Origin of the sequence: Aeromonas sp. HMWF016, assembly GCF_963878195.1 — a bacterium.
Taxonomy (GTDB): Bacteria; Pseudomonadota; Gammaproteobacteria; order Enterobacterales; family Aeromonadaceae; genus Aeromonas; species Aeromonas lacus.
On record NZ_CAWNWX010000096.1, the window covers coordinates 30,540 to 50,223 of the forward strand.

Consider the following 19,684-nt stretch of genomic DNA (forward strand, 5'->3'; position numbering starts at 1 on the left):
TTGCCATTGACGGGCGATGGGTCAGTCGTAGTCGCCGGGGTGCCGGCATCAAGCAAATAAGGGAACAAGGATTCATGATCCCGAGACTCGATTACCAGGACAGTTTGTCACCCACAACCCTGTCGTTCCTAGAGTTGCTAGGGCGCAGCGCCTTTCGTGGTGATATCGAAAAGTCTTATGCAAGCCGGTTGGCGATGGCGACGGACAACAGCGTCTATCAGGTAGTACCTCAGGCGGTTCTCTATCCGCGCAGTGCGGACGACATAGCAGTGATGCTCAAGCTGGCGGCGGAGCCGGCGTACCACACTCTGAGTTTTTTCCCTCGCGGTGGCGGTACCGGCACCAACGGTCAGTCATTGGGCGGCGGCATTATCGTCGATCTCTCCCGTCATATGAACCAGATCATGGAAATTAATCTGGAAGAGGGGTGGGTGCGGGCCCAGGCCGGGGTGGTAAAAGACCAGCTCAACGCTTATCTCAAGCCTCATGGCTACTTCTTCTCGCCGGATCTCTCCACCTCCAACCGGGCCACTCTGGGCGGCATGATCAACACCGACGCCTCGGGGCAGGGTTCACTGGTCTACGGCAAAACCTCGGATCACGTGCTCGGCCTCAAAGCCGTGCTGGAGAATGGTGACCTGATGGCCACCGAGCCGCTGACCGGTGAACGGCTTGCTGACAAGTTGGCGCTGGAGAATCGGGAAGGGGAGATCTATCGCACCCTCTATCGCATCGGCAAGGAGCGCCGCGCCGACATCGAGGCGACTTTCCCCAAGCTCAACCGCTTTCTGACCGGTTACGATCTCAAGCACCTCTATCAACCCGATACCGATACGCTGGATGTGAGCCGGGTGCTGTGCGGATCTGAAGGGTCTCTCGGTTTTATCACCGAAGCCAGACTCAACATCACACCCATCCCGCGTTATCGCACCCTCGTTAACGTCAAGTACGACAGCTTCCCCTCCGCCCTGCGCAACGCCCCCTTTATGGTGCAGGCCGAGGCGCTGTCGGTGGAGACGGTGGACTCCCGGGTGCTCGGGCTGGCCCGCGCCGACATCATCTGGCATTCGGTCAAAGAACTTATTCAGGATGTGCCCGGCAAGGATCTGCAGGGGCTCAATATCGTCGAGTTTGCCGATACCGACGAGCCAGAACACAAGGCCAAGGTGGCGGAGCTCTGCCGTCGCATCGACGATCTGCTGGCTAATGGCGAAGCCGGGATCATCGGCTATCAGGTGTGTGATCACCTGCCGAGCATCGAGACCATCTACACCATGCGCAAGAAGTCGGTGGGGCTGCTGGGCAACGCCGAAGGGCGCAAGAAGCCGGTGGCCTTCACCGAAGATACCGCCGTGCCGCCAGAGTCGCTGGCGGACTTCATTATGGAGTTTCGCGCTCTGCTGGATGCCCACGGCCTCGACTACGGCATGTTTGGCCACGTCGATGCCGGTGTGCTGCACGTGCGCCCGGCGCTCGATTTGTGCGATCCCGAGCAGGAGGTGCTGCTGCGCCGCATCTCCGATCAGGTGGTGGCGCTTACCGCCAAATATGGTGGCCTGATGTGGGGCGAGCACGGCAAGGGTTTTCGCTCCGAATACAGCCCCGCCTTCTTTGGCGAACTGTGGGAGGAGCTGCAGCGGGTCAAGGGGGTGTTCGACCCGGCCAACCGTATCAACCCGGGCAAGATCTGCATCCCCTGTGGCAGCGGCGCCGAGCTGGTGTCAGTCGATGGCCCCAAGCGTGGCAAGTATGACCGCCAGATCCCGCTGGCGGTGCGCACCAGCTACACACGCGCCATGGATTGCAACGGCAACGGCCTCTGCTTCACCTTCGAGAGCGACTCGCCCATGTGCCCCTCGGTCAAGATCAGCCGCGACCGCCGCCACTCACCCAAGGGGCGGGCTGGCCTGATGCGCGAGTGGCTGCGTCAGTTGGCGGAGCAGGGCTTTGACCCGTTGGCGGAAGAGGTGGCACTTCACTCCGGCGGCGTGCGCTTCAAACAGCTGGTGGACAAGGTGCGCAACAGCTGGGCCAAACAGCGCGGCGAGTATGACTTCTCCCACGAGGTGATGGAGGCGATGGCTGGCTGTCTGGCCTGCAAGGCGTGCACCAGCCAGTGCCCGATCAAGGTGGATGTGCCCGATTTTCGCGCCCGCTTTATGCAGCTCTACCACGGCCGCTACCTGCGCGCGCCCAAGGATTACTTTGTCGGCACGGTGGAGAGCTATGCGCCACTGCTTGCCAAAGCGCCGAAGCTGGTCAACTTCTTCCTCGAAAAAGAGTGGGCCCAGAAGGCGGCTGAAAAAGGTATCGGCATGGTCGATGTGCCGCTCTTGAGTGTACCGACCCTGGCCGAGGAGCTGCGCGATAACCGCGCCCGTTACTTCGACCTGCCGGGTCTGGAGGCCATGACTCCCCAGCAGCGCCAGAAGGTGGTGCTGATCGTGCAGGATCCCTTCACCAGTTATTACGACGCCCCTGTGGTGCGGGATCTGGTGAAACTCGCCAGCAAGCTCGGGTTCCAGCCCTACCTGTTGCCGTTCAAGCCCAATGGCAAACCCCAGCATATCAAGGGGTTCCTGCGCGCCTTTGCCCGTACCGCGGCGAGCAGTGCCCAGTTCCTCAACAAGATTGCGGCGCTCGGAATCCCCATGGTGGGGGTAGATCCGGCCATGGTGCTCTGCTATCGCGACGAGTATGCCAAGGCGCTGGGGCCGGCGCGCGGTGATTTTCAGGTGATGTTGCCGCAGGAGTGGCTGCTCTCGCTTCCGGCTGACGTGCTGCCGAAACGTGAAAATCAGACAGCAGAGCCCTGGTATCTGTTTGCCCACTGCACCGAGAAGACCGCCAAGCCCTCGACTCACGGCGACTGGGGCACCCTGTTTGGCCGCTTTGGCGCCAAACTGCAGCCGGTCCCGGTCGGTTGCTGCGGCATGGCGGGCACCTATGGCCACGATGTCAAACAGGTGGAGAACTCCAAGGGAATTTATGGGTTGAGCTGGGCCGAGCCGCTGGCCCGTTTGCCACAGGATCGCTGTCTGGCGACCGGTTATTCCTGCCGCAGTCAGGTCAAACGGATGGAGGGAGAGAAGATCAAACATCCGCTACAAGCCCTGCTGGAGCTGCTCTGATGCTGCGATTTCCCAAGCGGTTTCGGGTGCCGAAGGCCTATCGGCACCCGCGTTTCTTGTTGTTGCCCGCCACTCCCGCTCAGGCGGTGGTGGAGTTTGTCGCCATCCTGCGTGAACGCGAGCAACTCCATCAGCTGTTTCGGCCAAACGATCTCTGGCCCTCCGCCAATTTCAGCCTGAGTCAGCACGAAGGAGATCTGGAGTGGCAGCAGTCGGAGTTTCTGGCCAAGCGCTCGTTCGCCTATGGCCTCTGGAGTCCGGATCGGGAGCCGCAATTCTGGGGCGGAGTTTATCTCTACCCCTCCGTACTGCCGGAGGTGGAAGTGGAGCTCTTTTTCTGGAAGGTAGCCGAGGCTCCCATCAGCGATGAAGAGTTGGAAGGGCTGTTGCGCGATTGGCTCGCCAACGTGTGGCAGTGGTCAGAGCCACGCTTGCCGGGTCGGGAGATGCCCTGGGTCGAGTGGCCCGGTGTCACCTACCCCTGGTAAGGGGGCCGGTTTCAGGTTTTCTCCTGCCTCGGCTGCTGGCCGGGGCAGGCTTGTTGTGCAATGCAGTGATGCTCCATTTTCCCCATGCAATTGAAGGAGTTCTCTTTTCATGAGTCAGGAATCATCCCCCATCTGGCGCAGGCCCATGAGCCTTGAAGGTCTTAACGCCAGCTCCCGCAACACTCTGATGGCCCACCTCGACATCCTCTATACCGCCTTTGGCCCCGACTGGCTGGAGGCCACCATGCCGGTTGATCACCGTACTCACCAGCCCCTTGGCATGCTGCACGGTGGCGCCTCTGTGGTGCTGGCAGAGACGCTGGGTTCCCTGGCGGCCAATATGGCGGTCGGATATGACAGTTATTGTGTGGGGCTGGAGGTGAACGCCAACCATCTGCGAGCCAAGCGGGAAGGGGTGGTAACGGGGCGCTGCTCGCCACTGCATCTGGGGGCGACGACTCAGGTGTGGCAGATAGAAATTCGCGATGAACGTGGTCGTTTATTGTGCACCAGCCGGTTGACCATGGCGGTGCTCAAGCACAAGCGGGGCAAGGACTCCGGAGAGGAACGATCTGCAATAACGCATCATGAGTGAAAAATAAGCAAGCTTAACTCGCAAGATCCCTCTATAATTGCCAACGTCTTGAGAGGCTTATCACATTTTTCAAGACAGCAGAACAAAGTGGCGCTATAATCGCCGCCTTTTTGCTATTCCGCGGTGTTAGCCGCCTGCCTTAATCTGGAAGAATCTATGTCTGATACCGAACAACTGCCCCTTTTTAGTGAGCTTGGACTGGCCGCGCCTGTATTGAAAGCGCTGCAGGACGTGGGCTATGAGCGCCCGTCCCCCATCCAGGCCGCAGCAATTCCCCACCTGATGGCGGGCCACGATCTGCTGGGGCAGGCGCAAACCGGTACAGGGAAGACCGCTGCTTTTGCCTTGCCTCTGTTGTCTCGTCTGGAAGCTGGTAACCGCAACACCCAGATCCTGGTGCTGGCGCCGACTCGCGAACTGGCTCTGCAGGTGGCTGAAGCGTGCCAACGCTATGCCCACCACATGCCTGATTTCCACGTGCTGCCCATCTACGGTGGTGCCTCCTACGAAACCCAGACCCGCGCTCTGCGTCGTGGTGCTCAGGTTGTTGTAGGTACTCCGGGTCGTGTGATGGATCTGATCCGTCGCAAGAACCTGGATCTCTCCGGTCTGAAAGCGCTGGTGCTGGACGAAGCGGACGAAATGCTGCGCATGGGCTTCATCGACGACGTGGACTGGATCATGGAACAGTGCCCGGCCGGTCGTCAGGTTGCTCTCTTCTCCGCCACCATGCCGGAGCAGATCCGCCGCGTGGCCCAGAAGCACCTGAAGCAGCCCAAAGAGATCAAGATCGCCTCCAAGACTGCTACCGCTACCACCATCCGCCAGCGCTACTGGCAGGTGACCGGTCTGCACAAGCTGGACGCCATGACCCGTCTGCTGGAAGTCGAGCCCTACGAAGCTCTGCTGGTGTTCGTACGTACCAAGAACGCCGCTGAAGAGCTGGCTGGCAAGCTGGCAGCTCGTGGCCACGCCTGTGAAGCGCTGCACGGTGACATCCCGCAGAAGCTGCGCGAGCGTACCGTTGACAAGCTGCGTCAGGGTCAGCTGGACATCCTGATCGCCACCGACGTGGTTGCCCGTGGTCTGGACGTTGAGCGTATCACCCACGTAGTGAACTACGACATTCCGTACGACACCGAATCCTACGTTCACCGTATCGGCCGTACCGGTCGCGCCGGTCGCAAGGGCGAGGCCATCCTGTTCGTGGCTCCGCGCGAGCGCCGCATGCTGCGCGCCATCGAGCACGCAACCCGTCAGGCCATCGAGCCGATGAAGATGCCGAGCACCGAGGACATCAACCAGCACCGTCTGGCCAAGTTCAAAGAGCGCATCCGCGAAACCATGATGGGTGAAGAGCTCGAGATCTACCACAACCTGGTGAACGAGCTGATCGAAGAAGACTCTGCCGATCCGCTGGAGCTGGCTGCCGCACTGGCCAAGCTGGTACAGGGTGACCAACCGCTGCTGCTGGATGACTCCATCCCGGATCCGCTGCTGAACGCTGGCAACGACCGTGGTGGCTTCGAGCGCCGTGAGTTCAACGACCGCGGCGGTCGTGATTTCGGTGACCGTGGCGATCGTCCGGCCCGTCGTATGCCGTCCCTGGAGCCGCGTCCGCTCAAAGACAACCCGGACGTGGAGATGGAGCGCTACCGCGTAGACGTGGGTGCCCATCACGGCGTCAAGCCGGGCCAGATCGTGGGCGCTATCGCCAACGAAGCGAACATCGAGAGCCGCTTCATCGGCAACATCGACATCGCTGACGACTTCTCTACCGTCGACCTGCCCAAGGGCATGAGCGCTGATGTACTGGAAGTGATCAAGAAAGCCCGTGTTTGCCAGCGTCCGCTGCAGATCACTCGCTACACCGAAGTGCCGGCCGGTGGCAACACCAGCAGCCGTCCGCCGCGCGGTGATCGTCCGTTCCGTGGCGACCGTCCTTTCAACAAGGATCGCCGTCCGCAGGGTGACCGTCCCTTCAACAAGGATCGCCGTGAAGGCGCTTTCGACAAGGGTCGTAAATTCGGTGGCAAGCGCCGTGACAGCTAATCCCTGATTGGTAATGCCAGAAGGCCGCTCATCGAGCGGCCTTTTTTTATGCTTTTTCCTGATGGCGCTTCGCCATAGCGAATAGGGGGAGGGGAACTCACTTAGGTGATATGTATGAGAGCCAAAAGGGCATTATTTTTTTGTTAAACGGTTGTGAGTGATGGGGGAGAAGTGTCATCCTGTCTTAGGACATTGAGGTCGTAGTCAATAAAGGATGTGCCTCTGCTTGTGTTGTGTGGCTGCGACTTTAGTCGGTATCCCCTCTCTTTCGTTTGCATATGGCAGAAGAGATTACGATTAATAAACTGAACACAATGACATGGAGGTTCATCATGACCGGATGGTTTGGCAGAGTGCTGTTGTTGTCTTGGTGTCTCGTATCGAGCGTGGTGATGGCAGACGATGCGTTTCTGACGATTAAGGGGGATGGGTGTTGCAATGGCAAGGGGCAGATTAGTCTGACCCGGGCCGAGTTTGAGGCACTGCCGCAAAGCGAAGTGACCACCAAGACGCCCTGGACCGAAGGTAGTCACACTTACCGCGGGGTGTTGCTACGGGAGCTGGTGAAGAAATACGGCCTAAAGAGCAGCGAAGTGAAGGCGATGGCCGTCAATGATTACTGGGCTGCCGTGCCTGTCGAGGATGGTGACAAGTATCCTGTGCTGGTTGCCGAGAAGCAGGATGGCAAGCCGCTGACCCTGCGCAACAAAGGACCTCTCTGGATTATCTACCCGCTCTCTGATTACCCCGACCTGAACAAGGAGCTCTATCACAGCCGCATGGTGTGGCAGCTGATTGGGCTAGAGAGCAAGTAGCATGCTGCGCGGCAAGTTTGTCAGCCTGATCCTGATGGTGACCGCCTTTTTGGGGGTTGCCATCTGGTCGGTCTGGAACTATGACCGCGCATTCAATGCAGTGACCCGCTATACCCAGTTGTCAGCTTGGGCGTTGGCACAGCTGGAGCTGGAGGTTCACGGTTTTGGCGAATCGCTCCAGCTTTATCGCGCCGGCTCGGTGAGCCAGGAGGAGATGAACAAGCGGTTTGACATCGCCTGGAACCGACTTGATGTTTTCCTGCACGGTGAAGAGGCAAAGCCGGTCAGGTCTCGCTTTGGTGCTGCCCAAGCCGCAGGAAAGCTGATGTCGCTGTTTGAGGAGTACGAACAGGATGTGGTGAGCGGAGCGCGCGATTCGACCCGGTTAGCTCATTTCTCGATAGAACTTGATCGCGATCTGGCGGCTATTCGTGATGTCATGGTGAAGAACTTTACCGGCCCCTCTGCCATTGCTCAACGCGAGCTGCTCAATGAGTCGCGTACCCAGAATTTTGCCATTCTCGCCTTTCTGATGTCGGCAACTATGGTGATGCTGGTGATGCTGTTTCGCGAAGTGCGTCACCAGCAGTTTCTTGCGTGGAACGATCCCCTGACCCGTCTCCCCAATCGGGCGGCGCTTATCAAGCACCTGAAGTTGCGGGCAGCCTATCGTGGCGGCGGCAGCAGCATCACTGTCTGCCTTGTGGATCTGGGCCACTTTCGTGAAGTGAACGACAGCCTGGGATACGAGATAGGGGATGAACTGCTTAAACAGCTGGCCGAACGGATTCATAGCGTGGTGGCGCCGGGTATTTTTGTGGCCCGCACCGGCAGCGACGAGTTTGCCATCATTATCTCCGGCGCCATGCCGACCTATCTGCGTTTCCCCTTTCTGGAGCAGTTGCGCACCGAGTTGGCCGATCTGGCCTTTGCAGCAGATCCGGCGCACCGGGTCAGGGTCTTTATGGGGGTAAGCCAGTATGCTCGTCCGGTACATACTCCAGAGGAGATGCTGCTGTTTGCCGATATAGCTCTCGACAGTGCCAAGCGCCAGCGGCTTCATCGTTCAGTGGTCTTCTCCCGAGCCATGCATCAACACTACCTGCGCAACCGCCGCCTCTCGACCGAGCTGCGTGAATTGATCCAGAGCCCCGAGTGCCAGCAGCTCTGCCTCTACTATCAGCCGATAGTGCGTGGTCAGAGTGCTGTCCGGCTGGGGGCCGAGGTGCTGATCCGCTGGAATCACCCGGAATATGGCTTTATTCCGCCGCTCGATATCATAGCGTTGTCAGAGGAAAATGGTCTGGGAGAGGCTCTGGGGCTCTGGATTTTCCACCGTTTGCAGCGTGATCTTTCCATCTTCCCGCAAGATCTGGTGGAGTTGCTGGAGATCTCGGTCAACCTCTCCAGCTCCATGTTCAATATGGGTCTGGCTGCCAATGTTGAGGAGAGGATGAGTGTCGGCCCGCTCGGGTTACAGCAGTTGATCGTGGAACTGACGGAGACCATTGCGCTGGATGATATCGAGCTGAGCAAGCAGATCATCGCCTCATTGCGCCACATCGGGGTGCGAGTGGCGCTCGATGATTTTGGAACCGGCTGGTCCTCATTCTCATATCTGCGCGAGCTCTATTTCGACAAGCTGAAGATTGACCGCTCCTTTATCACCGCCATCGACAACGATACCCGGCAGGCACTCTTTGTTGAGGCAATCACCTCGCTCTCTCATCAGCTGGGGGTGCGCGTCGTGGCCGAAGGGGTAGAAAACAACGACGAACTCAAGGCGGTGCTGAGCATAGGGGTAGACGAGATCCAGGGTTACTTCTACTCAAGGCCCCTGACCTTGCAGGATTTTCTCCAGTTCTGCCACCGCTACTTTGTCAATCGCGCCATCATGCAGGAAGTGGCGCTTGGGTAGAGCAGAGAATAACTTGCCATCAGCAACAAAAAGGCGGCCAACAGGCCGCCTTTGCTATCTAAACAGTGCCATTTTCAGGTCAGAGCACCATGGCGGCAATCCAGCCGAAGATAACCAGCGGGATATTGTAGTGGATGAAGGTGGGCACCACGCTGTCCCAGATATGGTCGTGCTGGCCATCGGCGTTGAGGCCCGATGTGGGGCCGAGGGTGGAGTCCGAAGCAGGCGAGCCTGCGTCCCCCAGCGCACCGGCGGTTCCGACCAGCGCGATGATCGCCATGGGAGAGAAACCCAGTTGCAGGCAGAGCGGCACATAGATGGTGGCGATAATGGGCACGGTGGAGAAGGAGGAACCGATCCCCATGGTGATGAGCAGGCCCACCAGCAGCATCAGGAAGGCGGCAATGCCTTTGTGCTGACCGATAGAGCTGGAAACGACCTGAACCAGGCTCTCGACGCCGTGAGTTGCCTTCATGACGGCAGCAAAGCCGGCGGCGGAGATCATGATGAAGCCGATCAGCGACATCATGCGTACCCCTTGGGTGAAGGCATCCTGGCTCTCGCGAAACTTGATGACGCCACCGCAGGTGAAGATGACGAAACCCGCCAATGCCCCCAGCACTATGCTGTTGGTCATCAGCTGAAGACCAAGTGCGACGCCGATAGCCAGCAGAGCAACCCAGATATGGTTGAGATTGAGCTCGACGGTTTCCGGCTCGGCTTCCAGGATCTTGGCCAAGTCATACTGGCGGGGTTTGCGGTAGCTGAAGAAGACCGCAATCAGCAGACCCAGCACCATGCCACAGCCCGGGATGGCCATGGCCAGCGGGATCTGGCTGGAGGTGATCGGCACACCGTTATCTATAAGGTTCTTGGCCAGAATATTGTTCAGGAAGATGCCGCCAAAGCCGACCGGCAGCACCATATAGGTGGCGGTCAAGCCGAAGGTGATGACACAGGCCACCTGACGACGGTCGATCTGCATCTGCGCCATCACGTGGAGGAGTGGCGGGATCAGGATCGGAATAAAGGCGATATGCACCGGTATGATGTTTTGCGAGGAGATGGATACTGCCAGAACGGATGAGAGCAGCAGGGTCTTGACCCACAAAATGCGGCTGCTGCTGGCATCCTTGCCCAGCTGGCTGATTACCTTGCTGGCCAGCAGGTCGGTGATACCGGAGCGGGAGATGGCGACGGCAAAGGCCCCCAGCATGGCGTAGGAGAGGGCAATCTCGGCGCCGCCACCAAGACCGCCGCTGAAGGTAGTCAGGGTATCGGTCAGGGAGAGCCCGCCGACCAGGCCGCCGGCAATGGCGCCCAGCGCAAGTGAGACCACCACATTGATCCGCAGCAGACTGAGCACCAGCATCAGCCCGACTGCGATAACAACTGGATTCATTTGATTTCCTTATGTTTGTTATTGCTGTCTGTCATGTGAAGGGGAGTTAGTTTGCGAAAAATGTGACAAATGTCGAGAAAAAAATCGGTCAAAACGGGCATCTGACCAAGGTCATCTGAAACAAAGTTGATCGGGGATGGTATTTGCTCTTCGCACGTCGCGCCTCCCAGCTTGCTCTCGTGTGGGAATCGCCAGGGGGATAAAGCGGGCGGTGGAGGGGCAATAGAGGCAAAAGAGAGTCAAGGCACATAAAAGAAAGGCTGCCAGCGGCAGCCTTTGCAACTTATTCCAGTTCCTCATCACCAGAGGCTGAGTCGCTACCCGGCCCGACTGGCGGCCAGCCGCCCATGCTCTTCCAGCGGTTGACGATATGGCAGAAGAGGTCGGTAGTCCGCTCAGTGTCATAGAGGGCAGAGTGAGCCTCTTTGTTGTCAAACGGAATGCGGGCGCTCTGGCACGCCTTGGCCAGTACGGTCTGGCCCAGCGCCAGCCCGGAGAGGGCGGCGGTATCGAAGGTGGCGAACGGATGGAACGGATTACGCTTGAGGCCAGCCCGATCGGCAGCCGCCATCACGAAGCCGTGATCGAAGGTGGCGTTATGGGCCACGATAATGGCGCGGCTGCAGTCGCTCTCCTTCATCCCCTTGCGGATCCCCTTGAAGATCTCGGTCAGCGCCTCTTTTTCAGAGACAGCTCCGCGCAGCGGGTTGAAGGGGTCGATACCGGTGAACTCCAGAGCGGCACGCTCCAGATTGGCGCCTTCGAAAGGCTCCACATGATAATGGAAAATCTGATCGGGCAGGAGCCACCCCTGCTCATCCATCTTCAGGGTATAAGCCGCGATTTCGAGCAGGGCATCGGTTTTGGCGTTGAAGCCGGCTGTTTCAACATCGATGACGACGGGGTAAAAACCACGAAAACGGCCCTTGAGGGTATGAACTGCGTCGGTCATGGGATCTCGGTCAGCATAAAATGAGGCGGCATTATGGCAAAAAAGCGCAGGCTTGTCCCCATCCCGCAAGAGGGAGCCTTGCGGGAAAAACGATGGCTCAATATCTGTGCAGCCACCAGCGCGCGGCCAGCAGCGCCGTGATGCTGCCGAGAATGGCGCTTGCCAGCACATCGGTTGGCCAGTGCATGCCGATCACCATGCGTGACAGCCCTATTCCGAGTGCCAAGATCGGCAGCAGCCAGACCCCTGCCGGTGCGCGGGCCAGCCAGATGAGGCCAAAGAACTGGGCAAGGCTCATGGCGGCGATGCTGTGGCCGGAGGGGAAGGCGTAGTTCACCTCCTTCTGCCAGTGGTTGCCAAGCCACTGGGGCAGTGCCAGCAGCTGGCTGGCGGCGTGTACCTGTTCGCTGCGTACTTCGGTGCTGGCGGCGTAGAAGCTCTTGATTGCAGGGATCAGGGATTGGCTCTCCAGCCAGAGCAGATAGGGTCTGGGCTCTTCGGTCAGATGCTTGATGACGCTTTTGATGAGCCAGTCTCCGGCAAGCAGCACCAGCAGCGCGCCGGCCAGAGCCAGCAGGGACGAGCGATCGAGCTGCAGTTTCTGCCTGGTCAGCAGCAATAGCAGCGCGGCGCTGATCCCAATTCCGGGAATATCGACCATGCGGGTGAGGGCATAAGGCCACCAGAGCCAGCCCGATTGCAGCGAGCCGGTCAGAAAGGGTTGCCAGGGGAGGATGGCAAGCAGCAGCAGGGGCAGGATCAAAAGGGTGGTAAACGCGAGCACCTGACTGCGGGAGAGGGAAGGGCTATGGGGCGGCATGATCTCTATCGGCAAGGGTCTGGAAAAAGAGCGCCATTGTGCCACTGCATGGTTTGACGACAAAGCAGACCTGCCCTTCTGTTTACCTCTGCTTACACATTTGGCTGTTCGTTCATCAATTACCCTTGGTCTGCGGTAACCAAGTGCATGTCAGGCTGAAATATTGGCGGGCTTTGGGCTAGAATGGCGCGTCCATGGCGGTTGCCTGCAAAGAGAGCCCGATGAAAATAGTCGTAGATGAGAATATGCCCCACGCCGTGGAGCTGTTTGCCGAGTTTGGTGAAGTGGTTGCCCTGCCCGGGCGGCAGATGCAGGCCAGCGATCTGCAAGATGCCGATGTGCTGCTGGTGCGTTCGGTGACCAAAGTGAACGCCGACTTGCTGGCGACCAGCCCCAAACTGGCTTTTGTCGGTACCGCGACCATCGGCACCGATCATGTCGACAAAGCTTTGCTGGCTAGCCGCAATATCCCCTTTTATAGCGCCCCCGGCTGCAACAAATATTCGGTGGGGGACTATGTGCTCTCCGCCCTGCTGGTGCTGGCCGAGCGCTACGAGCTTGATCTCGCAACCATGACGCTGGCGGTGATCGGGGCTGGCAATACCGGCGAGTGCGTGGCCGGCAAGGCCCAAGCGCTCGGTATGCGGGTGCTGCGCTGCGATCCCCCCAAGGCGCGCAATGCCCTAGATGCGGATTTTGTCGACTATCAGAACGCCCTTGGCGCCGATATCGTCAGCTTCCATGTGCCCATTACCCGCGACGGGCCGGATGCGACCTACCATCTGCTGGATGCCGAGCAGATTGCCGCGCGCCCCGCCGGGCAGATCCTTATCAACGCATCCCGTGGCGAGGTGTGGGATAACCGGGCCCTGTTGGCGCGTCAGTTGAGCGACAAGCCATTGCGGCTGGTGATGGATGTCTGGGAGAACGAGCCGGAGCCGCTTGCGCAGCTGGTGCCTCATACCGAGATTGCCACCCCCCATATTGCCGGCTACAGCCTGGAGGGGAAGGCGCGCGGTACCTGGATGCTCTATGAGGCGCTCTGCCGCCAGCTGGGGCGCGAGCCCCGTCAGGATCTGCGTACGCTGCTGCCGGTCGCCGATGTGCAGGCGGTGGTGCCCGGACGGGCGCCGGATCAGGGATTGATCAAGCAGCTGGTCCACCTTATCTACGATGTACGCCGCGACGATGCCCGTTTTCGCGCCCGGCTGGGTGTCCCGGGTAGCTTCGATGAGCAGCGCAAACATTACCCGGAGCGCCGCGAGCTCTCTTCCCTGCAGGTCAAGGGTGAGTTTGCCTGCGACATGCTGGGGGCAGCCGGATTTGATATTTCACTCTCATAAGGTGGGTGGGCCGCTACGTCCGCACTACTTATGACCCCGTTTTTACCGGTCCGAGGCAGGCTTGCTCCGCGTCGGATTGGCCATATCAGGCGAGGATGCCCCGCATATCGGAGCCCCGCCGACCATGGCGCCAGCAGGCGCCATAGCCGTTTTATTAGAGGAGAACAGAATGAGCCAGCAGTTTAATGTCGCGGTATTGGGCGCAAGTGGCGCCGTGGGCCAGGCCATGATCGAGATCCTGGAAGAGCGCGAGTTTCCGGTCGCTACGCTCTATCCGCTGGCCTCCAGCCGCAGCGCCGGTGAAACCGTGCGCTTTGATGGCAAGAATCTCGAGATCCTCGATGTCGAGGAGTTTGACTGGAGCCAGGTGCAGATTGCCCTGTTCTCGGCCGGGGCCGAGGTCTCTGCCAAGTGGGCACCGATTGCTGCCGATCATGGCTGCATCGTCATCGACAACACCTCCTGCTTCCGTTACGACGAAGATATTCCGCTGGTGATCCCGGAAGTAAACCCGGATGCGCTGGCCGATTTTCGCAATCGCAACATCATTGCCAACCCCAACTGCTCCACCATCCAGATGCTGGTTGCCCTGAAGCCGCTGCACGATGAGGTGGGCATCGCCCGCATCAACGTCGCCACCTATCAGTCGGTTTCCGGCTCCGGCAAAGAGGGGGTGAGTGAACTGGCTGGCCAGACCGCCCAGCTGCTCAACGGTCGCCCGGTCGAGCCGACTCTCTACCCCCAGCAGATCGCGTTCAACCTGATCCCCCAGATCGACAGCTTCACCGACAACGGCTACACCCGGGAAGAGATGAAGATGGTGTGGGAGACCCAGAAGATCCTGGGCGATGCCAGCATTGCCGTGAACCCGACTTGCGTGCGGGTGCCGGTCTTCTACGGCCACTCTGAAGCCGTCCATGTCGAGCTGCACCAGCCGCTCGATGCCGAGCAGGTAAAGGATCTGCTGCGCGCAGCGCCGGGCGTGACCCTGTTTGAAGAGGAAGGGGACTATCCGACCCCGGTACGCGATGCAACCGGCAAGGATGAAGTGCTGGTTGGCCGCATCCGTCAGGATATTTCTCACCCCAATGGTGTAAATATGTGGATCGTGGCCGATAACGTTCGTAAGGGCGCTGCCACCAACAGCGTCCAGATTGCCGAGCTGCTGGTTCGCGACTACCTGTAAGGCCGTATGGCCAAGAGGGGGCGCCGCAGGACGGCGGCGCTCCCTCTGAGCAAATAGTGTGGTGTGTGACCGGCCCCGCACTGCGGTGTTGCAAGATTCTTTTGCGATATCAACTGATTAAGTTTTTTTCTACACTCAGAGGCAAGTTGGGTGCTAAATGTGTCGGACTGCTGGCTTGCAAGGCGAGCCTGATTTATATTGAACCGACTGTTTTGGGGTAACTATCCAGATTTTTCAATGTGATAGGGCCGTCATACGAAGGAACGAATATGGGACATTCCCGCATAACATTGGCAACGCTACTCGCATTGGGTCTGCTGGGCACCGTTCAGGCTGCAGATTCCTCACGGGAGCCGTTTTTTGTCGAACTGAAAGGCCCTGACGAGCCCGCACCACCCGCTGTCAACAGCCAGCCGCTGGCCCAGCCCGTCGCGCAGCCGGTTCGGGCAACTGCCCAGCCCATCGTCCGTCAGGTGGCAACCGCCAATCCCGCCAGCTATGGCCCGATTCGTCCTACCGATACCCTCTGGAGTCTGGCAAGCAAGTATCGTCCCTCCAGCCGCGTCAGCGTCTATCAGACCATGGTCGCGATCTACGAGAAAAACCCCCGCAGTTTTGCCGATGGCAATATCAACCATATTCTGGTGGGCTCGCGCATCCAGCTGCCTACCGCTGCCGAGGCGAGCGTCATCACCGATGCCGAGGCCCGCGCCAAGTTCCGCAGCGACAACGCCAGCTGGAAAGGGCTGAGCCCCAAATATCTGGCCAACAAACAGGCTCATACGGCCAAACCGGTCGCAGCCAAAGCGGCGCCTGCCAAGCCAGAAGTGGCCAAGGCAGAACCCGCAAAGGCGGCGCCTGCTCCGCTGCCTGCCGTCAAGGCGGCACCCATCCCTGCACCTGTGACCGAGCCGAAACCAGCTGCCGAGACCAAGGTGGCTGACGCCAAGGAAGTGGCCAAGGTCAACGAGGCTCCGGCGAAAGAGGCCGTTGCCCCGGCCCCAAGTGCGGCAAGCGGTACTGCGCCTGCCCCGCTGCCCTCCGATCTGGACAAACCGGTTGGCAAACCTGCTACCGAGATGACCCTGGCGCTGGAAGATGCCAATGCCCAGCTCGCCCAGGTGACCGAGATGAACCACAGGCTCAAGCTGCGCCTGCAATCCCTGACCGAAGAGGTGGAGACCCTCAAGGCTCAGCTGCAGGATCAGACTGCGCTGGAGAAAGAGATTGCCGAGCTCAAGGCCAAGCCGGTGCCGCCCGTGGTGGCCGAGCCCGAGCACAAGCAGAACTGGCTGATGGACTTGCTCTCCTCACCGCTCAATCTGGCGATGATCATTTTGCTGCCGGTGTTGCTGGTGCTGGCGCTGGTGACCCTCTGGCTGCGCGCCCGGGCCCGTCGTGAGCTGGAAGAGCAGGAGAAGAGCCTCTCTGAATCCACCGCAATGATGATGGATCAGGATCACAGCGAGTTTGATGATCTGCTCAGCGTCGATATCACCGACAACGAGCCGGAGCGTCCGCTGCCTGACCTCAACACCCCGGATGGCTTCATGCCGGTTGAGCCGGCGCCGAAGCCGGATGTCGAGCTGGTGTTCAGCGACGAGGGTGAGATGGATCTGCAGGGCTTCGAACCCGAGCGGATGCCTGCTGCTACCAGCCGTGACCCCGATCTGGTGCCGGACCTTGATCTTGCCCATGACGAGCCGATAGCGCTTGCCAATGAGCCAGCCATGGATCTGGCCAGCGAGTTCAATCCCAAGCCCAAAGGCGCCAACGAGATCATGAGCGAAGAGGAGCTGCAGGCTGCGCTCTTCGCCGAGCTGGACGCTGATCTTTCTGCCGACATCGAGCCGGAATTGAGTGCACCGGCGCATGCCGAACCTGCCGACGATGATCTCGCCAGTTTCGATCTCAGCGATTTCGAAGGTGCCTTTGAGGAGCCTGCTGTCGAGATTGAGGATGAGCATGCCATCGACCTGAGTCTGGATGGGGATGCCAGTGCTGAAGAGATGCTGGCCGAGCTGGGTCTGGAGCCAGAACCGGTCAAGGCTAAAAAAGAGGCTGAAGCGGATCTGGAGTGGGATCCCAACGAAATGGCGCTCTCTGATTTTGAAGATGCTTTTACCGAGGTCGAGTCGCACCCGGCAGATCTGCAACCCCGCGAGCAGGCGCAGGAGAGCGGTTACGTCGAGATCGACAAGCTTTTGGCGGAAGCGGATGCCACCACATCAGAGCCGGAACCCTATCAGGGTTTCTCGCTGGATGTGGGGCTGGACGGTTTCCCTGAGGTGCTGCCGGAGTCCACCGGATTTGATGTGGATGCCGATGATGGCGGCGTGGGTGCCAAGCTGGATCTGGCGCGCGCCTACCTTGAAATCGATGACAAGGACAGTGCCCGCGAGCTGCTGCAAGAGGCAGCAGAGCAGGGGAGCGACCATCAGCGCGCCGAAGCGGAAAAACTGCTCAAGCGACTGGGATAATCGCATCATTCCGATGAACTTGAACGACAAGGGCAGCCAGCGGCTGCCCTTTTTACTTGCGGCTGTGCCTGAGCTTGCGCGGATTTTGGGATTTTTGCCGCGAGATGCGTATAATCCGCCCCGTTTCTTTCACTGCTTTACCAAAAGACACCCTTATCCATGCGAATTGCCCTAGGTATTGAATATGACGGCAGCCGGTATTTCGGCTGGCAGCGTCAGCGAGAAGTGATCAGCGTGCAGGAGGAGCTGGAGAAAGCCCTCAGCCGGATCGCCAATCATCCGGTCTCCATCCAGTGCGCAGGACGCACCGATGCCGGTGTCCATGCCACCGGTCAGGTGATCCACTTCGATACCGATGCCAAGCGTGCCGAAGGGGCCTGGACTCTGGGTCTCAACTCCAACCTGCCGCCCGACATCGCCGTGCGCTGGGTCAAGGAGGTGGACGAGGAGTTCCACGCCCGTTTCAGTGCTACCGCCCGTCGCTACCGCTATGTCATCTACAACCACAACTACCGGCCAGCCATTCTCGGCAGCGGCGTCAGCCATTATCACGAGGCGATTGATGCCGAGCTGATGCATCAGGCCGGGCAGTGCCTGCTGGGCGAGCAGGATTTCAGCTCGTTCCGGGCCGTCGGTTGCCAGTCCAAGACGCCGTGGCGCAATGTGACGCACCTTTGTGTCAGCCGTCAGGGCCCCTATATCGTGCTCGATATCCGGGCCAACGCCTTTTTGCACCACATGGTGCGCAACATCACCGGCTCGCTGCTGCTGGTGGGGCAGGGGCTTAAACCGGTGGAGTGGGTAGCCGAGGTGCTGGCCGCCCGTGATCGCAATCTGGCCGGGCCAACTGCCAAAGCGGGTGGCCTCTATCTGGTCGATGTGGATTACCCGGCTGAACTGGCTCTGCCCCGGGTACCGCTTGGCCCGTTGTGGCTGCCGGACTCGGCACCGGGTACGACCAGTTTTTAGTAACTGCGCCCGAAAAATTGTGGTTTAATGACCCGTCATTTGTTGCCATCGAGCTATTAAGTCATTGAACAGACAAGGCTCGATGCGTTTTGTCAGGCACAAAAGCATTAAGGAATTCCATGAGCTGGCTTGAGAAGATTCTTCCCAAGAGCAAGATCACTGCCCCTCGTCGTCACAACATTCCGGAAGGGGTGTGGACCAAGTGCAGTGCTTGTGAACAGGTGCTCTACCGGGCAGAGTTGGAGCGCAATCTCGAAGTGTGCCCCAAGTGTGATCATCATATGCGCATCAGCGCTCGCGCCCGTCTCGAGAGTTTTCTCGACGAGCAGGGCCGCACCGAGATCGGTGCCGAGCTGGAGCCCCATGATGTCTTGAAATTCAAGGATTCCAAGCGCTACAAGGATCGTTTGTCTGCCGCTCAGAAAGAGACGGGTGAAAAAGATGCGCTGGTGGTGATGAAAGGGACCCTCAAAGGGGTGCCGGTTGTCGCCTGTTCGTTCGAGTTCTCCTTTATCGGTGGCTCCATGTCCTCCGTGGTCGGTGCCCGCTTCGTGCGCGCTGTCGAGGAGTGCATCAAGGAAGGCCGTGGTCTGGTCTGCTTCTCCGCCTCCGGCGGTGCCCGCATGCAGGAAGCGCTGTTCTCCCTGATGCAGATGGCCAAGACCAGTGCTGCGCTGGACAGACTCACCAAGGCGGGCCTGCCCTACATCTCCGTGCTGACTGACCCCACCATGGGTGGAGTCTCTGCCAGCTTGGCCATGCTGGGCGACATCAACGTGGGCGAGCCCAAGGCGCTGATCGGCTTTGCCGGCCCGCGTGTTATCGAGCAGACCGTACGCGAGAAGTTGCCGGAAGGGTTCCAGCGCTCCGAATTCCTGCTGGAGAAGGGCGCCATCGACCTCATCATCGATCGCCGCGAAATGCGCAACCGTCTGGCCAGCCTGCTTGCCAAACTGATGAATACTCACGTCATCGCAGAGTAAAGATGAGTTCAAACATGCATCAATCCCAAAGCCGGTCGCTTGTCGACTGGCTTTCTTATTTGGAGCAGATCCATCCGGTCTCTATCGACATGGGGCTGGAGCGGGTCGGCACGGTTGCCCGTCGCATGGGGCTCACCCGATTGCCATTCAAGGTGATCACGGTGGCGGGCACCAACGGCAAGGGCTCCAGCTGTGCCATGGCGGCCAGCATTCTGATGGCTGCCGGCTACCAGGTCGGCGTCTACTCCTCGCCCCATCTGCTGCGCTTTACCGAGCGGGTGCGGGTCAATGGTCAGGAGCTGGCCGACAGCGATCACTGCGCCGCCTTTGCCGAAGTGGAAGCGGCGCGCGGCGAGATAGCGCTCACCTTCTTCGAGTTTGCGACGCTGGCCGGTTTGTGGCTTTTCTGCCGCGCCGCGCCCGATGTGCTGCTGCTGGAAGTCGGCTTGGGGGGGCGGCTCGATGCCACCAATGTGGTGGAGTCCGATGTGGCCATGATCACCTCCATTGCCCTCGATCACTGCGACTGGCTGGGTGATACCCGCGAGGC

At 59.6% G+C, this 19,684-nt stretch carries 14 protein-coding genes and 1 pseudogene; 12 read left to right on the forward strand and 3 right to left on the reverse strand.

What is annotated here, in order from left to right; translation table 11 throughout:
• Nucleotides 1-74 precede the first annotated feature (74 nt).
• The 6 genes from ydiJ to AACS24_RS15870 all read left to right on the forward strand — a co-directional run bounded on the left by ydiJ (nt 75) and on the right by AACS24_RS15870 (nt 8,999).
• On the forward strand, nt 75-3,131 hold the full coding sequence (ydiJ, locus tag AACS24_RS15845; RefSeq protein WP_108571273.1) for a D-2-hydroxyglutarate dehydrogenase YdiJ: 3,057 nt from the start codon (nt 75-77) through the stop codon (nt 3,129-3,131).
• Entirely contained in the window at nt 3,131-3,619 is a 489-nt protein-coding gene (locus tag AACS24_RS15850) for a hypothetical protein (protein ID WP_108571274.1), read from the forward strand. Before ydiJ ends, AACS24_RS15850 begins: the two co-directional genes overlap by 1 nt.
• A 109-nt stretch (nt 3,620-3,728) precedes the next feature.
• Complete coding sequence (locus AACS24_RS15855) at nt 3,729-4,214, forward strand: hotdog fold thioesterase (protein ID WP_108571275.1); 486 nt, start codon at nt 3,729-3,731, stop codon at nt 4,212-4,214.
• 156 nt (nt 4,215-4,370) lie between these two features.
• On the forward strand, nt 4,371-6,266 hold the full coding sequence (locus AACS24_RS15860) for a DEAD/DEAH box helicase (RefSeq protein WP_181364204.1): 1,896 nt from the start codon (nt 4,371-4,373) through the stop codon (nt 6,264-6,266).
• A 332-nt stretch (nt 6,267-6,598) separates the two neighbouring features.
• Nucleotides 6,599-7,081, forward strand: coding sequence for a molybdopterin-dependent oxidoreductase (locus AACS24_RS15865; RefSeq protein ID WP_108571277.1), 483 nt, complete (start codon nt 6,599-6,601; stop codon nt 7,079-7,081).
• 1 nt (nt 7,082) lies between these two features.
• A complete protein-coding gene (locus AACS24_RS15870) occupies nt 7,083-8,999 on the forward strand; it encodes a putative bifunctional diguanylate cyclase/phosphodiesterase (protein ID WP_108571278.1) in 1,917 nt (638 codons plus the stop codon).
• Nucleotides 9,000-9,078: 79 nt separating this feature from the next.
• On the opposite strand, the gene AACS24_RS15875 is transcribed toward AACS24_RS15870, so the two are convergent.
• The 3 genes from AACS24_RS15875 to AACS24_RS15885 form a co-directional block, all read right to left on the reverse strand.
• The gene (locus AACS24_RS15875; RefSeq protein ID WP_042029940.1) at nt 9,079-10,401 is read right to left on the reverse strand and encodes a Na+/H+ antiporter family protein; all 1,323 of its coding nucleotides are present in this window, start codon (nt 10,399-10,401) and stop codon (nt 9,079-9,081) included.
• A gap of 283 nt (nt 10,402-10,684) precedes the next feature.
• Nucleotides 10,685-11,353, reverse strand: coding sequence for a ribonuclease T (rnt, locus tag AACS24_RS15880; RefSeq protein ID WP_181364205.1), 669 nt, complete (start codon nt 11,351-11,353; stop codon nt 10,685-10,687).
• A gap of 97 nt (nt 11,354-11,450) precedes the next feature.
• Nucleotides 11,451-12,173 (reverse strand): phosphatase PAP2 family protein, encoded by a 723-nt coding sequence (locus AACS24_RS15885; protein WP_033115970.1) that lies wholly within the window; start codon nt 12,171-12,173, stop codon nt 11,451-11,453.
• Between the two features lie 221 nt (nt 12,174-12,394).
• On the opposite strand from AACS24_RS15885, the gene AACS24_RS15890 reads away from it, so the two are divergent.
• The 6 genes and pseudogenes from AACS24_RS15890 to AACS24_RS21960 all read left to right on the forward strand — a co-directional run.
• A complete protein-coding gene (locus AACS24_RS15890; protein WP_108571280.1) occupies nt 12,395-13,516 on the forward strand; it encodes a 4-phosphoerythronate dehydrogenase in 1,122 nt (373 codons plus the stop codon).
• Nucleotides 13,517-13,685: 169 nt separating this feature from the next.
• On the forward strand, nt 13,686-14,702 hold the full coding sequence (locus tag AACS24_RS15895) for an aspartate-semialdehyde dehydrogenase (RefSeq protein ID WP_108571281.1): 1,017 nt from the start codon (nt 13,686-13,688) through the stop codon (nt 14,700-14,702).
• Between the two features lie 269 nt (nt 14,703-14,971).
• A complete protein-coding gene (locus AACS24_RS15900) occupies nt 14,972-17,182 on the forward strand; it encodes a FimV/HubP family polar landmark protein (RefSeq protein ID WP_108571282.1) in 2,211 nt (736 codons plus the stop codon).
• Nucleotides 17,183-17,341: 159 nt separating this feature from the next.
• Entirely contained in the window at nt 17,342-18,151 is an 810-nt protein-coding gene (gene truA, locus AACS24_RS15905) for a tRNA pseudouridine(38-40) synthase TruA (RefSeq protein WP_033115966.1), read from the forward strand.
• Nucleotides 18,152-18,270: 119 nt separating this feature from the next.
• Entirely contained in the window at nt 18,271-19,134 is an 864-nt protein-coding gene (gene accD / locus AACS24_RS15910; RefSeq protein WP_033115965.1) for an acetyl-CoA carboxylase, carboxyltransferase subunit beta, read from the forward strand.
• Nucleotides 19,135-19,136: 2 nt separating this feature from the next.
• Nucleotides 19,137-19,684, forward strand: a pseudogene (locus tag AACS24_RS21960) (bifunctional tetrahydrofolate synthase/dihydrofolate synthase); the annotation flags it as partial.

Excerpts from the sequence above, each read along its gene's own strand:
- ydiJ (WP_108571273.1), top strand. The coding sequence starts at position 75 with ATGATCCCGAGACTCGATTACCAGGACAGTTTGTCACCCACAACCCTG.
- AACS24_RS15850 (WP_108571274.1), top strand. The coding sequence starts at position 3,131 with ATGCTGCGATTTCCCAAGCGGTTTCGGGTGCCGAAGGCCTATCGGCAC.
- AACS24_RS15855 (WP_108571275.1), top strand. The coding sequence starts at position 3,729 with ATGAGTCAGGAATCATCCCCCATCTGGCGCAGGCCCATGAGCCTTGAA.
- AACS24_RS15860 (WP_181364204.1), top strand. The coding sequence starts at position 4,371 with ATGTCTGATACCGAACAACTGCCCCTTTTTAGTGAGCTTGGACTGGCC.
- AACS24_RS15865 (WP_108571277.1), top strand. The coding sequence starts at position 6,599 with ATGACCGGATGGTTTGGCAGAGTGCTGTTGTTGTCTTGGTGTCTCGTA.
- AACS24_RS15870 (WP_108571278.1), top strand. The coding sequence starts at position 7,083 with ATGCTGCGCGGCAAGTTTGTCAGCCTGATCCTGATGGTGACCGCCTTT.
- AACS24_RS15875 (WP_042029940.1), bottom strand. The coding sequence starts at position 10,401 with ATGAATCCAGTTGTTATCGCAGTCGGGCTGATGCTGGTGCTCAGTCTG.
- rnt (WP_181364205.1), bottom strand. The coding sequence starts at position 11,353 with ATGACCGACGCAGTTCATACCCTCAAGGGCCGTTTTCGTGGTTTTTAC.
- AACS24_RS15885 (WP_033115970.1), bottom strand. The coding sequence starts at position 12,173 with ATGCCGCCCCATAGCCCTTCCCTCTCCCGCAGTCAGGTGCTCGCGTTT.
- AACS24_RS15890 (WP_108571280.1), top strand. The coding sequence starts at position 12,395 with ATGAAAATAGTCGTAGATGAGAATATGCCCCACGCCGTGGAGCTGTTT.
- AACS24_RS15895 (WP_108571281.1), top strand. The coding sequence starts at position 13,686 with ATGAGCCAGCAGTTTAATGTCGCGGTATTGGGCGCAAGTGGCGCCGTG.
- AACS24_RS15900 (WP_108571282.1), top strand. The coding sequence starts at position 14,972 with ATGGGACATTCCCGCATAACATTGGCAACGCTACTCGCATTGGGTCTG.
- truA (WP_033115966.1), top strand. The coding sequence starts at position 17,342 with ATGCGAATTGCCCTAGGTATTGAATATGACGGCAGCCGGTATTTCGGC.
- accD (WP_033115965.1), top strand. The coding sequence starts at position 18,271 with ATGAGCTGGCTTGAGAAGATTCTTCCCAAGAGCAAGATCACTGCCCCT.